Annotated in this window: 11 protein-coding genes; 4 read left to right on the forward strand and 7 right to left on the reverse strand. The window is 66.9% G+C overall.

Going from position 1 to position 15,141, the window contains the following annotated elements:
- Positions 1–33 precede the first annotated feature (33 nt).
- From AC6CR5_RS01070 to AC6CR5_RS01090, 5 genes are all read right to left on the reverse strand, one after another.
- Entirely contained in the window at positions 34–1,608 is a 1,575-nt protein-coding gene (locus AC6CR5_RS01070; protein WP_498085211.1) for an ABC transporter substrate-binding protein, read from the reverse strand.
- 195 nt (positions 1,609–1,803) lie between these two features.
- Positions 1,804–3,303, reverse strand: a complete 1,500-nt coding sequence (locus AC6CR5_RS01075) for an aldehyde dehydrogenase (protein ID WP_316313786.1) — start codon at positions 3,301–3,303, stop codon at positions 1,804–1,806.
- A 15-nt stretch (positions 3,304–3,318) separates the two neighbouring features.
- Entirely contained in the window at positions 3,319–4,560 is a 1,242-nt protein-coding gene (locus AC6CR5_RS01080) for a Zn-dependent hydrolase (protein ID WP_024068401.1), read from the reverse strand.
- An 18-nt stretch (positions 4,561–4,578) separates the two neighbouring features.
- Complete coding sequence (locus tag AC6CR5_RS01085) at positions 4,579–6,294, reverse strand: thiamine pyrophosphate-binding protein (RefSeq protein WP_498085212.1); 1,716 nt, start codon at positions 6,292–6,294, stop codon at positions 4,579–4,581.
- Between the two features lie 96 nt (positions 6,295–6,390).
- Positions 6,391–7,125 carry a FadR/GntR family transcriptional regulator gene (locus tag AC6CR5_RS01090; RefSeq protein ID WP_020927038.1) on the reverse strand — a complete coding sequence of 245 codons (735 nt, stop codon included), beginning with the start codon at positions 7,123–7,125 and terminating at the stop codon, positions 6,391–6,393.
- Positions 7,126–7,428: 303 nt separating this feature from the next.
- Between AC6CR5_RS01090 and AC6CR5_RS01095 the strand changes: the two genes are divergently transcribed.
- The gene (locus tag AC6CR5_RS01095) at positions 7,429–8,907 is read left to right on the forward strand and encodes a glycosyltransferase family 39 protein (protein ID WP_498085213.1); all 1,479 of its coding nucleotides are present in this window, start codon (positions 7,429–7,431) and stop codon (positions 8,905–8,907) included.
- A gap of 100 nt (positions 8,908–9,007) precedes the next feature.
- Here AC6CR5_RS01095 and AC6CR5_RS01100 read toward each other — a convergent pair whose 3' ends face one another.
- On the reverse strand, positions 9,008–9,271 hold the full coding sequence (locus tag AC6CR5_RS01100) for a hypothetical protein (protein WP_006387985.1): 264 nt from the start codon (positions 9,269–9,271) through the stop codon (positions 9,008–9,010).
- 162 nt (positions 9,272–9,433) lie between these two features.
- On the opposite strand from AC6CR5_RS01100, the gene hemN reads away from it, so the two are divergent.
- A complete protein-coding gene (gene hemN / locus AC6CR5_RS01105) occupies positions 9,434–10,861 on the forward strand; it encodes an oxygen-independent coproporphyrinogen III oxidase (protein WP_047993530.1) in 1,428 nt (475 codons plus the stop codon).
- A 54-nt stretch (positions 10,862–10,915) separates the two neighbouring features.
- Here hemN and AC6CR5_RS01110 read toward each other — a convergent pair whose 3' ends face one another.
- Entirely contained in the window at positions 10,916–11,650 is a 735-nt protein-coding gene (locus AC6CR5_RS01110) for a response regulator transcription factor (protein ID WP_020927042.1), read from the reverse strand.
- A 291-nt stretch (positions 11,651–11,941) separates the two neighbouring features.
- Between AC6CR5_RS01110 and rfbD the strand changes: the two genes are divergently transcribed.
- On the forward strand, positions 11,942–12,856 hold the full coding sequence (gene rfbD / locus AC6CR5_RS01115; protein WP_047993531.1) for a dTDP-4-dehydrorhamnose reductase: 915 nt from the start codon (positions 11,942–11,944) through the stop codon (positions 12,854–12,856).
- Between the two features lie 329 nt (positions 12,857–13,185).
- Positions 13,186–15,138 carry a threonine--tRNA ligase gene (gene thrS / locus AC6CR5_RS01120; RefSeq protein WP_006387989.1) on the forward strand — a complete coding sequence of 651 codons (1,953 nt, stop codon included), beginning with the start codon at positions 13,186–13,188 and terminating at the stop codon, positions 15,136–15,138.
- Positions 15,139–15,141: the final 3 nt, after the last annotated feature.

Below are 15,141 nucleotides of genomic sequence, written 5' to 3' on the forward strand. Positions count from 1 at the left end.
GCCGGGGTTGGCTGCGCTTGCGGCTTGCGGCGCTTACTTCTCGATGTAGACTTCGTCGAACGACTCGTTCAGGCCGATGGCCGTCTTGACCAGGTTCTTGACGTTGGCGCGATACAGCGTAGGGAACTCCATGTCCACCAGGAAGCCGTTGGCGACTTCATTGACCAGCGTGGTCTGCAGCTGCGTGTAGAGCGCCTGGCGCTTGGCCGGGTCGACCTCGGACGCGGCGGCTTCCCACTGCTTGTCGGTCTCGGGATTGTTGTAGCCCTGCACGTTGGCGAACGGCGATCCCTTGACGATGTTCGACGAGATGTACAGACGTTGCACGCCCAGCGCCGGATCGCCGTACTGGTAGGTGAAGTTGGTGGTCAGGTCGAAGTCCCAGTTGCCGGTGCGGCTGGCCCAGCCGCCGGCGTCGGTCGATTCCAGGTTGACCTTGAAGCCCAGCTGTTCCAGCGCCTGCTTGGTGTACTCGCCCAGGCGGTCCCAGGTCGAGCCGTACGGGAAGCTCAACTGGCGGATGGTGTAGTCGCCGGGCTTGATGCCCGATTCCTTGATCAGCGCGCGCGCCTTCTTCATGTCGAAGGGCATCGGCGGCATGTTCTTGTCATAGAACATCTCGGTGGTCACGAACGGGCTGGTCGAGACCTTGCCCAGGCCGAAGAAGATGTTGTTGACCACCATGTTGCGGTTGATCGCGGCCATCACCGCCTGGCGCACCTTCAGGTTGTCGAAGGGCGGCTTGCGCATGTTGAAGATCAGGTAGGCCTGGGGCGAGAACATCTCCCAGCCGGCGGTGGTGTATTCGACCTTGGGCAGGGCGCGCAGGCGCTTGATGTCGACGTTGTCGACATCGCCGCCGCGCAGTACGTCGACGCTGCCGCGCTCGAACGCCACCGCGCGCGAGGCCGCGTCCGGGATCACGTTGAACACCAGCTCATCCAGGTAGGGTTTGCCGGGCTTCCAGTAGTCGGGGTTGCGCGCCAGCTTGATGTATTCGCCGCGTTTCCATTCCTTGAACACGAACGGGCCGGTGCCGATCGGTTTCTGGTTGGCCGGGTTGGTCATGTAGTCGGTGCCGGCGTAGATGTGCTTGGGCATCATCGGCGCGAAGCCGGGTTCGAACATCAGCATGAAGGCCGGGAATGGCGATTTCAGCTTGATGACCACCGTCTTCGGGTCGCTGGCCTGCACCGAATCGACGAACTTGTTCAGAATCACGCGGGCCCGCGCATGGGTCTTGGGCAGCATGTCCGACAGCGTGAAGGCCACGTCGTCGGCGGTGAACGGCTTGCCGTCGTGCCACTTGACGTTGTCCTGCAGGTGGAAGGTGTAGGTCAGGCCGTCGCTCGAGGCTTCCCACGACTTGGCCAGGCCGGGCTGGGGCTTGAGGTCGGTGCTGTACGTCAACAGGCTTTCGTAGATCTTGCCGGCGACGAACTGGGTGGGACCCTGCTGGTTGATGGCCGTGACGATCACGGGCGGCTCGGGCTGGACGATCATGTTGAGCGTGCCGCCCTTGGTCTGGGCCAGCGCCTGCGTGGCGGGCAAGGCGGCCGCCAGGACCAGGGCGCCGATGCTGAGGGAGAACCAAGTCTTCGATTTCACTGCGAGCCTCCGGGCTGGAAGAGGGTTGTCAGGTGGCCGCGCGTCACGCGGCGTGTGCCGGCTATGACAAGCAAACCTCGTGCCACCTGTTTCTCGGGGAACTGCGGGGTGGAGCTGCTACAACAATGCTACGTATGGGTGCAGAGACGGCGCCGCGCACCAATGCGGCGACAGACGAGGTGCACGGCGGGCGCGCTATTGGGTGATGTCGATCCAGGTGGTTTTCAGGTCGCTGTACTTGTCCAGCGCGTGCAGCGATTTGTCGCGGCCGAAGCCCGACTGCTTGACGCCGCCGAACGGCACGGTGATGTCGCCGTCGGCGTAGCAATTGACCCACACCAGGCCGGCGCGCAGGCGGCGCGACAGGCGATGCGCGCGGCCCAGGTTGGCGGTCCACAGGCCGGCGCCCAGGCCGTACGAGGAATCGTTGGCCAATGCGATGGCTTCGTCTTCCGTATGGAAGCGCTGTGCCGCCAGCACCGGGCCGAAGATTTCCTCGCGGATCAGCGTGCTGGAGGCGTCAGCGCAATCGAAGATGGTGGGTTCGATGTAGAAGCCGCCGCTGTCCGTGTGCAACTGGCGTCCGCCGATACGCAGCGTCGCACCCTCGGCCTGGCCGGCCGCGATGCGCGCCATGACCGAGCGCGTCTGGCGCTCGTCGACCATGGCGCCCAGCGCCGTGGCCGGATCCAGCGGATTGCCCGGCCGCATCTCGGCGGCGTGGTGCGCCACTTTCTCCATGAAGGCGTCGTAGATGGCGTCATGCACGTACAGGCGCGAGCCGGCGATGCACACTTCGCCCTGGTTCGAGAAGATCGCCAGCGCGGCGATTAGCGCGGCGCGATCCAGGTCGGGGCAGTCCTCGAAGACGATGTGGGGCGACTTGCCGCCGCATTCGAGCCACACGCGCTTCAGGTTCGATTCGCCCGAGTAGCTCATGAAGCGCTTGCCGGTCGCGGTGGAGCCGGTGAAGGCCACGCAGTCCACGTCCGGATGCAGGCCCAGCGCGCTGCCCGCGACCGGACCGGTGCCGGGCACCACGTTGAACACGCCCGCGGGGATGCCGGCCTGCTCGGCCAGCGCCGCCAGCCGCAGCGCGCTCAGGGACGACTGCTCGGCCGGCTTGAGGATCACGCTGTTGCCGGCGGCCAGCGCCGGCGCGACCTTCCAGGCCGCCATCAGCAGCGGATAGTTCCAGGGAACCACCGCGGCCACCACGCCGAGCGGTTCGCGCGTGACCGTGGCCAGGGCATTGCCCCCCGTCGGCGCGATCTCGTCGTAGCGCTTGTCGATGGCCTCGCCATACCAGGCGTAGCAATGCGCGGTTTCGGGCAGGTCGAAGGCCAGCGCGTCGCGGATCGGCTTGCCCATGTCCAGGGTCTCGATCAGCGCCAGTTCCTCGCTGTGTTCGGTGATGAGCTGCGCTAGCCGCGTCAGGCGCGCCTTGCGTTCGCGCGGCGCCAGTTGGGACCAGACGCCGGCCTCGAAGGCGCGGCGGGCGGCCGCCACGGCGCGGTCGACATCGGCCTTACCGCAGGCGGCCACATCGGCCAGCTTGCGGCCGTCGATCGGGCTGGTGGCCGCGAAGGTGGCGCCGTCGGCGGCGTCGGCGTAGGCGCCATCGATGTAGGCCTGGCCGCGCAGCGTCAGCGCAGCGGCGCGGGCTTGCCAGTAGTCGAGGGTATGCAGGGTCATGACGAGGTCCTCGATTCAGCGCGCGGCGTTGGCGCGGGCCACCATGGCGTCCAGCAGCACGTTGCAGCCGGCTTCCAGGTGCGCGGGCTGCGCGTCTTCGATTTCGTTGTGGCTGATGCCGTCCTTGCACGGCACGAAAATCATGGCGGTGGGCGCCACGGCGGCCATGTAGACGGCGTCGTGGCCGGCGCCGGTGACGATGTCCATGGCGGGCAGGCCGCGGCGCGCGGCGCCCTGGCGCACCTTCTCCACCAGATCGGGATCGAACGGGGTGGGGCGGAAGTACTGCACGTCCTTCACCTCCACCTGCACGCCGTGCCTGTCGGCGATCTCGCGGCAGGCCTCGCGCCATTGCTGGTCCATGCGCGTGAGCGTGGCCTCGTCCTCATGGCGCAGGTCGGTGGTGAAGCGCACCTGGCCCGGGATCACGTTGCGCGAACCTGGATGCGCGTGGATCTCGCCCACCGTGCCGCGCCCGTGCGGCTGGTGCGCGTTGGCGATGTTGATGACCGCCTGCACCAGGTAGCTGGCGGCGAACAGCGCGTCGCGGCGGATGCCCATGGGCGTGGGGCCGGCATGCATCTCCATGCCGGTCACGGTGACGTCGTACCAGCGCAGGCCGAGCGAACCGGTCACCGCGCCGATCACTTTTTCTTCGTGCTCCAGGATCGGACCCTGCTCGATGTGAGCCTCGAAATAGGCATCCACCGGGCGGCCGCCGACCGGTTCCGTGCCGGCGTAGCCGATGGCCTGCAGCTCGTCGCGCACCGCCAGTCCCTTGGCGTCGCGTGCGCTCAGCGCCGTTTCCAGCGAGAACTTGCCGGCGAACACGCCCGACCCCATCATCACCGGCACGAAGCGCGAGCCTTCCTCGTTGGTCCAGATGGCCAGCTCCAGCGGCGCCTCCGTCTGCACGCCGGCATCGTTCAGGGTGCGCATCACTTCCAGGCCGGCCAGCACGCCGAAGCAGCCGTCGAACTTGCCGCCGGTGGGCTGCGTGTCGATGTGGCTGCCGGTCATCACCGGCGCCAGCGCGTCGTTGCGGCCGGCGCGGCGGGCAAAGATGTTGCCCACCTGGTCCACGCGGATCGTCAGGCCGGCGTCGCGCATCCAGCCGGTGACCAAGTCGCGGCCCTGGCCGTCGAGCGCGGTCAGGGCCAGGCGGCAGTTGCCGCCCTTGGGCGTGGCGCCGATCTCGGCCAGATCCATCAGGGATTGCCAGAGCCGGTTGCCGTTGACGGACAGGGATGAAGTCATGGGGATCCTCGTTCGGTGTTAGTGGGTGGAGGCGGCGGCCTGGCGGGCCAGCGCCGCGTCGCGGATGGCGGTGAGGGTCTGGCCGGGGGCGATGCCGTCGGCGTCGTAGCGGATTTCCAGCAGCGCGGGCCGGCGTTCGCGCTCGGCGTAGGCCAGCGCGCGGTCGAACGCCGCGGCGAAATCCTCGGTGCGCTCGACGGCTTCGCCATAGCCGCCGTAGCCGCGCACGATCTGTGTGAAATCGGGGTTCTCGAAGTCCAGCGCGATCGGGCGTCCGGGAAACTCGCGTTCCTGGTGCGCGCGGATGGTGCCCCACATGCCGTTGTTGAACACCAGCACCACGATGCCCAGCCGGTACTGCTGGGCCACGCCCAGCTCTTGCAGGTTCATCTGGAAGCAGCCGTCGCCGGCACAGCAGACCACGGTTTTGCCGGGGTATTCGAGTTTGGCCGCGACCGCCGCCGGCAGGCCGTAGCCCATCGATCCCACGGTGGGCGCCAGGCTGGTGCCCGGACCGGTGAACTGGCGATAGCGGTGCGGATACAGCGCGTAGTTGCCCGCGCCCACCGTGATGCAGGCGTCCGGCGCCAGCCGCTGGTTGACCAGCGCGGCCACGGCGTCCAGGCCCAGCGGGCCGGGCGAGGGCAGCGGCTTGAGCGAATCCAGGTATTCGGCATGGGCCGCGCGCACCGCCGCGCCGCGGGGCGTGGCGTGGGCAGGCCGCAGCGAGGCGACCGCTTGTGCGAACCCGGCCACGCTGGCCGCGATGGCCTGGGTCGGGGCGTAGACGCGGCCCGGTTCCTGCGGATCCGGATGGACATGGATCAGCGCCTGCCGCGGCAGCGGGCTCTCGATCAACTCGTAGCCCTCCGTGGTGGCCTCGCCCAGGCGCGTGCCGACAGCGAGCACCAGATCGGCGTTCCTGATGCGGGTCCGCAGCGCCTCGGTCATGCCCCAGCCCATCTGGCCGGCGGCATTGGGATGGCGCTGGTCGAAACATTCGAGCCGGCGCCATGCGGTCGCCACCGGCAATTCGAAGCGTTCGGCGAAGGCGGCGATCTGCCCGATCGCGTCGGCATTCCAGCCGCTGCCGCCCAGCACCATGACGGGCCGTTCGGCCTGGTCGAGCAATTGGCGCATGCGTTCCAGGTCGGACTGGCCGGGGCTGGCGGCCACGCGCTGGTAGCGCGGCATGTCGGCCACTGTCGCGGTGCCCCACAGGGTGTCTTCCGGCAGCGCCAGCACCACCGGGCCGGGGCGGCCGCTGGTGGCGGTGGCGTAGGCGCGCGCCACGAATTCCGGAATGCGGTCGGTGCGGTCGATCTGCGCCACCCATTTGGCCATCTGGCCGAACATGCGGCGGTAGTCGATCTCCTGGAAGGCCTCGCGTTCGTAGAAGTCGTTGCCGACCTGGCCGACGAACAGGATCATCGGCGTTGAATCCTGGAAGGCGGTATGCACGCCGATGCTGGCATTGGTGGCGCCCGGACCGCGTGTGACGAAGCAGACGCCCGGTTCCCCGGTCAGCTTGCCATGCGCCTCGGCCATGTAGGCGGCGCCGCTTTCCTGGCGGCAGACCACCGGTTCGATGGCGCCGCGATGTTCATTGAGCGCATCGATGCAGGGCAGGTAGCTCTCGCCCGGGATCATGAAGATCCGGCGCGTGCCGTGGATGCGCAGCTGCTGCATCAAAATCTGGCCGCCATTGCGCGGCAGGGGGGCTACAACCGTCATGCAAACACTCCCGGGGAGGTGCTGTCCGCGTCCGGCGCGGACTGGTTTCATGGCAAGGCAGGGGCGCGGCGGCGCCGGCGGGATGGCGAGCGAAGCCTAGATGTCGGGCCGGATGCTCCCGTCGTCGTCGCCGAAGTCTTCCCGCAGGCGCGCCAGGATGCCGATCAGGTGCGCATGCATGGCATGGCGCGCGCGGATCGGATCGCGCGCCAGGATGGCGGTCAGGATGCGCTGGTGCTCGGCATGGGCGACCGCCCAGACCTTGGTGTTGACGAAGTAGTCCTGCATGCGGCTGAACACCGGGCTGGCCAGGCTCAGGCTCCACAAATGCGCCACCGCCGCCGCCAGCGCCGCATTGCCGCAGGCGGCGGCGATGGCGCTGTGGAATTCGCGGTCGTGCCAGCCCGGCGCGTCGGTCAGCGACATGGCTTCGTGGGCCGCGCGGATGGCGGCGATCTGCGCCGGCGAACCCTGCTGCGCGGCCAGCGCGGCGCACTCGGGTTCGATCAGCATGCGCGCTTCGAGCAGGTCGAAGGGACCGATATCGTCCTGGGTGGCCGCCTGGGCGCTGGCGGTGAGGGCGGGGGCGGCCTCGCGCGTGGCGGTGACGAACACGCCGGTGCCCACGCGCACTTCCACATAGCCTTCGATCTCCAGCGCGATCAGCGCTTCCCGGATCGAGGCCCGGCTCACCTGCAGTTGCTCGGCCAGTTCCCGTTCCGACGGCAGCCGGCCGCCGCGCGGGAAATCGCCGGCGCGGATACGCCCGGCGATCTGGTCGGCGATCATGCGATAGAGGCGGGTCACGGCGACGGCTTGGAAGGTGTTCATCTCGGTACTGCAAATTTTGGTCAGGTGGTCAGGCCACCAATATAGGTAGCTTCCCCTTGAAATAAAAGTAAAAAACGCCCAACAGAGGGAAAACGATCAGAGGGATTTCCCCTCTTCCTATCTGGTGGTCAGGCCAGCTAGGGGCACCTGTGCGGGTAGGCCGCGGGCGGGGGGCTTTACAGTTTCAGAACAATTGCCGAACAAATCCCCCGGCGTTGGAGCCGGACCGGATCTGATAATTCCTGCGCCTCGAAACGGGGCGACAGGGCGGGGCATCGCGTACGCCAGGAACGGGAGAGTGGCGTGCAATCTGGCGTCAAAGAGACGTGGAAACCGGGGCTGTGGCAGACCGGCATCGGCATGGCGGTGTTCGCCCTGGCCTGGCTCTGGTTGTCGAACCGGATCGTGCTGGTCCCGCCGACCGACAACATCGAGCAATTGATCTGGGTGCGCAGCCTGGAGTGGGGTTACTACAAACATCCGCCGCTGCCGACCTGGCTGCTGTGGCCGGTGGTGCGCCTGCTGGGCTGGAATGCCTGGGCCACCTATGTCCTGGGCGCGGCCTGCACGCTGGGGGCGTTCGCGCTGTTATGGAACATGCTGCGCGGCATGCGCGGCGAGGCCTATGCCGCGACGGCCGCGTTGGCCGGCCTGTGCATCACGTTCTACAACGGCCGGTTGTACTTCTACAACCACGAGATCGTCCTGATTCCATTGGTGGCGGGGTGCGCGGCGGCGTGCTGGCAGGCCTACAGCACCCGCAAGATCGGCTGGTGGGTCGTGCTTGGCCTTTGTCTTGGGTTGGGCGCGCTGGCCAAGTACCAGGCCGCCGTCGCGGGACTGGCGGTGCTGGCGTTCTGGTGCCGCCGCAAAGCCTGGCGCGACCCCATGCAGCGGTTCGGCCTGCAGGTCGCGGGCCTGACCGCGCTGGCCGTGTTCGCGCCGCACCTGATCTGGTTGATCCACCACGATTTCGAGCCGCTGGGCTATGCCATGTCGTCATCACTGGCCGCTGGCCTGCCATGGAGCGGGCGCGCGCACGAGGTCGCCAGATGGTGGGGCGACCAATTGCTGAACCGCGCGCTGCCGGCCTGGATTTTTCTTGCGGCGCTCTGGGTCGCAGGCCGTGGAGAGCGCCGCGCGCGCGCCGCCGCGCCGACCGCGGACGGCGACGCGGCGCGCGCGCTGTTGCTGTCGTTCGGCCTGACCCCGCTGCTGTTCGTCAGCGTGATGACGTTGGTCTCGGGTTCGCATATCCAGTTGCACTGGGGGACGCCGTTCCTGCTGTTCGTCGTGCCGGCGGCGATGGAGCTGACGCGATCGGCCTGGCAGGCGCTTTTCCGGCCGCGCCGGGCGGTCCTGGTGTTCGTGCTCATCCAGCTGTTGCTGATGGCGCGGGTGGAATTGACCGGCCCCAATGGCGCCGGCCTGATGCGGCGCGCCTCCGACTGGCGTTACTTCGACGCGCAAGCCCTGGCGGACACGCTGCATCCGCGCGCCGTCGCGGAACTGGGCGGTCCGGTGCGCGTGATCTCGGGGCCGTGGGAGGAGTCGGGCGCATTGGCGTTGAGGCTGCCCGGGCAACCGTTGGTATTGATCCACGGGCAGCTGCGATTCAGCCCGTGGGTTGGCGCCGACCTGCTGGCCGCGTGTGGTGCCCTGGAATTGAGCAAGGGCCGGACGCGGCCCGATGGCTTCGCGCCGGTGGGACCCGCGTTTCCGTCGCTGTACTGGCGGGTCTGGCGGCCAGCCACGGATTGCGGCGGCGATGCCGCGCCATAGCGCGGACAGGGATCGTCCGGGCGGTGGCGATGGACGGGAAGGGCGGGCGGCGGCGCATGTCCGCGGCCCGGCCGGCCGTCCCGCTTCGCTGAACGGGGAATCAGGTTCCGGTATCGGGTTCCGGCGTCTGCGTGAAGGCGCGCACCAGGCGCGCAATGCCGTCCAGTTCGTCGTGCGCGCCGGTCGCCCATTCGGGCTTGTCGAAAGGGCTGTCCGATGGCGTGTCGTCCAGATTGGCCTTCAGGTCGTCCAGCAGCTCCAGCGCCATATCGGTGGCTTGCGGGCTGCCGCGGGTGGAAAGGGCGATGGCGATCGCCAGCGCCTGGCGCAGCGCGAGCAGGCGGCCGTCGAGTTCGGTGTCCACGGGGAAGGTCCTTGTGATGGGGGGAATCCCCGCATTTTACGGGGGCGGGCGCCGCCACTCCCCAGGACCGGCAGTTTCGGTTGTTGCGCCCCTTTGCCTGCCTGCGAGCCGGTTTGCGCAAGATCAAGGCCCGGGGGGAGCCTCGGGCGAATAATCAAGGGTATGCAAGCCGTCCTACGCCCACTTTCCGCCGAACCGCCGGCCACCGCGGCCGAACCGTTCTTTCCGCCCCAGTTGCTGGCCCGGCTGGACAAGAACGGCCCTCGCTACACCTCCTATCCCACGGCCGACCGCTACCACCCCGGTTTTGCCGAAGCCGAATACCGCCAGGCCTTGCGGCAACGGCGCGAGGCCTGTACGAACGAGCCCCTGTCGCTCTACGTACACATTCCGTTCTGTGATTCCGTCTGTTACTACTGTGCCTGTAACAAGGTCATCACGCGCCATCACGATCGCGCCGCGCGTTACCTCGATGCCCTGCGGGGGGAAATCGCGTTGCACGTGGCCGAACTGGGCGCGGGCATGCCGGTCTCGCAGCTTCACTTCGGGGGCGGCACGCCTACCTTCCTGTCCGACGAAGAACTGGACCGCCTGATGGCCGACTTGCGCGGCGCATTCCGTTTCGAACCAGACGCCGAAATCTCCATCGAGGTGGATCCCCGCACGGCCACCCCGCAGCGGCTGGAGAAATTGCGACGGCTGGGTTTCAACCGGCTGAGCTTCGGCGTGCAGGATTTCGATGCGCGCGTGCAAGTGGCGGTGCATCGCGTGCAGTCCTTCGAAGACGTGCGCGACCTGATGCAAAGCGCCCGCGCGCTGGACTATGCCTCGATCAACGTCGACCTCATCTACGGCCTGCCGCTGCAGACTGCCGAGTCCTTCGCGCGCACCATCGCCCAGGTCAGCGCGTTGCGGCCCGACCGCATCGCGCTGTACGCCTACGCCCACCTGCCGGAACGCTTCAAGCCGCAGCGGCGCATCAATCCGCTCGACCTGCCCGACCGCGCTACGCGGGTCGGGCTGCTCAGCGCGGCCATCGAAGGGTTCCTGAAGCAGGGCTACGCCTACATCGGCATGGACCATTTCGCCTTGAACACCGACGCCCTGGCCATCGCCAAGCAGCGCGGCCAATTGCATCGCAACTTCCAGGGCTACAGCACCCAACCCGATCGTGACCTGGTCGCGCTCGGCGTATCAGCCATCGGCCGCATCGGCGATACCTACAGCCAGAACGCCAAGGACCTCGACGAATACTACGCCGCCATCGAATCTGGCCGGTTTGCGGTCGAAAAGGGACTGGCGCTCAATGCGGACGATCTGGTCCGCCGTGAGGTCATCATGGACATCATGTGCCAGGGGCGCGTGGACTTCGCGCGCGTCGAGGCGCGCCATGGCCTGCGGTTCGGCACGTATTTCGGACCGGAGCTGACGCAGATGGCCAACCTGGCCGAACTGGGATTGGTGAACCTGGGCGCTGGCGAACTGCGCGTGACCGGCCTGGGCTGGTATTTCGTCCGGGCGGTCGCCATGGCGTTCGACGGCTATCTGCGCAGCGCCAGCACGGGCGCCAGCTACTCGCGCATCATTTGAGGCGCCGGAGTGGGCGTCGGCGTCGTGCGATGACGGCCGGCCGCCGGGTGGGGGTCATTCCGCGAATTTTTCGCGCAGGAACAGGGCCAGCGCCAGATCGTCGGACAGCTGCAGCTTGCGCATGGCGCGGCGCTTGTGGGTGCTGACGGTCTTCTTGCTGCGCTTCAGGCGCATGGCGATCTGCGTGACCGACATCCCCTGGCTGATATGACGCAGGACTTCGACCTCGGAAGTGGTCAGCAGGGCATGCGGCGGCCTGGGGGACAGGGGGCGGATCTTGCCTTCCTGCACGGACAGGAACGGGTCCTTGCGGCTGAGGACGCCGTGGATCATCTCGGGCAGCAGGATCATGCCCCATTGCTTGGCCAGGTAGCCGTTGGCGCCGGCGCGGAACGCCGCATACTGGGTCTCCTGGCGGTTGCCGGCCGAGAACGTGATGATCGCCATGGACGGGTGATAGCGCCGCAGCCTGCGCAGGTAGTTGACGCCGTCCCAGGGCTCCTGGGGCAGGTAGAAGTCGATCAGGGCGACGTCGCAAGGCGAGGTCGCGAGTTTTTCCAGCAGCCTGCGGGCCGAGGTTTCCTGGTGGATGACGCGGAAGCCGGGGCGCGAGTCGAGGTAGGCGCCGACGCCCAGCGCGACGACCGGATGGTCGTCCAGGATCGCGACCCGGATGACGGGCGGCGGCCGCGACAGCAGCAGGTGCTTGCGAGAATTGGGGCGGTCACCTGCATCGTTGGGTCGCGGCTCGGGAAAGGAGGCGGCGTCCGGCGCTGAGGCAGTATTCATCAAGGCTCCACAATGGCAATGGCAACGGTCCGGTAAAAAGGGCGCGCCCCGTGGGCGGCGGCTCCGCACTCGCCGTAACCAGTCCGAAATTCGAGTGCGAAGCTTATGGTCTTACGGCTCGTTCTGGCCAAAAACTAAACGCGAATAAGACGAAACTACATTCGTAATAACGTAGTGCGACGTTACTGGCCCGCTCGCGAGGTGCCGCCCGCGGGGAATAGAATCCCCTTGTTTTCCGGACCGGCATGTGGCCGGACCGCGGCGCAAGGCAAGCATGGCGATGGACGGCAGATGCCCAAGAAGATCCTGGTGATAGGCAGGGACGGCCAACTCGGCTTCGAGTTGCGGCGCAGCCTCGCGCCCCTGGGCGTGGTGACGGCGGTCGGTCGGGCCGATTGCGACCTGACCTATCCGCTGCAGATCGCGCGGCTGGTGCGGCGTGAAAAGCCCGACGTCATCGTCAATGCGGCTGCCTTCACCGCGGTCGAACGGGCGCAAGAGGATGGGGTGCGCGCCATGCGCATCAACGCCGAGGCCGCGGGCGAGCTGTCCGCGCTGGCTGCCGAGCGCGGCGCGCTGATCGTCCATTATTCGTCCGACTACGTGTTCGATGGCGCCAAGCCCGGGGCCTATGACGAGCGCGACACACCGGCGCCGTTGAACGTCTATGGCCGCAGCAAGCTGGCCGGCGAGCAGGCGGTGCGCGCTATGAATCCCGCGCATCTGGTGTTCCGCACCTCGTGGGTCTACGGAGTGTTCGGCAATAGTTTCCTGAAGACCATGCTCATGGCCTTGCGTCAACCAGAGACGCTGCGCGTGGTAAGCGACCAGCGCGGCGCGCCGACGGGCGCCGCCTATATCGCCGATGCCACCGCCCTGGTCCTGGCTCGCTACCTGGCGCGGCCGGCGGACGGGGCCTTTCCGTTCGGCCTGTACCACCTGGCGGCCACCGGCGACGCCAGTTGGCATGAATACGCCTGCTTCATTGCCCGGCAGGCCCGGCGCGCCGGCCTGGCGGTCACGTTGACGCCCGCCGACATCCGCGCAGTGCCATCCGATCAATACCCTACCACCGCGCGCCGTCCGTTGAATTCGCGGCTCGACAGCCGGCTGCTCGAGCGCACCTTCGGAATCCGCGCCCCGCACTGGGAGGACGGGGTGACCCATGCCCTGGCCGCGATCGCCGACAGCCGCAACCTGGCCTGATCCGGACACGCTTCTTGCCGGCACTGTCGCGCCAATGTCACGAAAGGGCGCGCAAAAGGTGCTACAATCGGCAACGATAAAGCCCGTCAGTTTCGCTGGCGGCGCATCGCCAGGTTGTCCTGAAATTACCCCGCAAGGTCCGAATACCATGTTTTTCCCGCTGGCACGAACTACGACCCGGAACTTTCGCCCCATGTCGCGTTAGTTTTTCGTGCGTCGGGTTTCACCGTGTCAGGTCAGCGGTAGGACTCAGCAAGACAATCAGATAAACGCGGCTACCAGCCGCGTTTTTCGTTTCTTTTTCCCAAGAACCCCAGGAAGCACTCCCGATGGTACAGATCACATTGCCCGATGGTTCGCAGCGCCAATACCCGGGGCCGGTCACGGTCGCCGAAGTGGCGCAGTCGATCGGCGCGGGATTGGCCAAAGCCGCCTTGGGCGGCCGCGTGACCTTTGACGGCGCCGACTCCACGCTGGTCGACACCAGCTACCGCATCGAGGGCGACGCCCGCCTGGCCATCGTGACCGCCAAGGACGCCGACGGCCTGGACATGATCCGCCATTCCACGGCCCACCTGCTGGCCTATGCCGTCAAGGAGCTGTTCCCCGACGCCCAGGTCACCATCGGCCCCGTGATCGACAACGGCTTCTACTACGACTTCTCGTACAAGCGCCCGTTCACGCCGGAAGACCTGGCGGCCATCGAGAAGAAGATGGCCGAGCTGGCCAAGAAAGATGAAGTCGTGACGCGTGAAGTCTGGTCGCGCGACGACGCCGTCGAGTTCTTCAAGGGCATCGGCGAAAAGTACAAGGCCGAGATCATCGCCTCGATCCCGTCGAACGAACCGCTCAGCCTGTACCGCGAAGGCGAATTCATCGACCTGTGCCGCGGCCCGCACGTGCCGTCCACGGGCAAGCTGAAGGTCTTCAAGCTGATGAAGGTGGCCGGCGCCTACTGGCGCGGCGACAGCAAGAACGAGATGCTCCAGCGCATCTACGGCACGGCCTGGGCCACCAAGGAAGAACAGGAAGCCTACCTGCACATGCTGGAAGAGGCCGAGCGCCGCGACCACCGCAAGATCGGCCGCGAGCTCGACCTGTTCCACTTCCAGGACGAAGCGCCTGGTCTGATTTTCTGGCACCCCAAGGGCTGGGCGCTGTGGCAGCAGGTGGAGCAGTACATGCGCTCCGTCTATCGCGACAACGGCTACCAGGAAGTGAAGGCGCCGCAGATCCTCGACATCTCGCTCTGGAAGAAGACGGGGCACTGGGACAACTACCGTGAAAACATGTTCACGACGGAGTCCGAGAACCGCGTCTATGGCCTCAAGCCCATGAACTGCCCGGGGCACGTGCAGATCTTCAACGCCGGCCTGCACTCGTACCGCGAGCTGCCGCTGCGCTACGGCGAATTCGGCCAGTGCCACCGCAACGAACCGTCCGGCTCGCTGCACGGCATGATGCGCGTGCGCGGCTTCACGCAGGACGACGGCCACATCTTCTGTACCGAAGAACAGCTCCAGGACGAATGCGCCGATTTCACGGCCCTGCTGCAGAAGGTCTACCGCGACTTCGGCTTCACCGAAGTGCTGTACAAGGTCGCCACGCGCCCGGAAAAGCGCATCGGCTCGGACGAGGTCTGGGACACGGCCGAACAGGCCCTGATGGAAAGCCTGCGCCGCACCGGCTGCGAATTCGAGATCTCTCCGGGAGAGGGCGCCTTCTACGGCCCCAAGGTCGAATACACGCTGAAGGACGCTATCGGCCGCCACTGGCAGTGCGGCACGATCCAGGTCGACTTCTCCATGCCCGTGCGCCTGGGCGCCGAGTACGTGGACCAGAACGACCAGCGCCGTCCGCCCGTGATGCTGCACCGCGCCATCCTGGGTTCGCTCGAGCGTTTCATCGGCATGCTGATCGAAAACCACGCCGGCGCGATGCCGCCCTGGCTGGCTCCGGTGCAGGCCGTGGTGTGCTGCATTTCCGAACCTTCGGCCGATTATGCGGCTGAAATCACGCAAAGCCTGAAAAAACAAGGCTTTAGAGTAGAGTCCGATTTGCGCGGTGAAAAAATCACTCGTAAAATTCGGGAGCACAGCCTGCAAAAGGTGCCGTATATCCTCGTCGTCGGCGACAAGGAGAAGCAAAACGGTACCGTCGCCGTACGCGGATTGGGCGGTCTGGACCTCGGCGCCATTGCGTTCGACGACTTCGTCGCCCGCCTGTCCGAAGACGTATCCACCCGCCGCGACGTCAATCAACCCGATGGCAGCGCTGCTTAACAT

It is taken from the genome of Achromobacter sp. EG18, assembly GCF_059759395.1.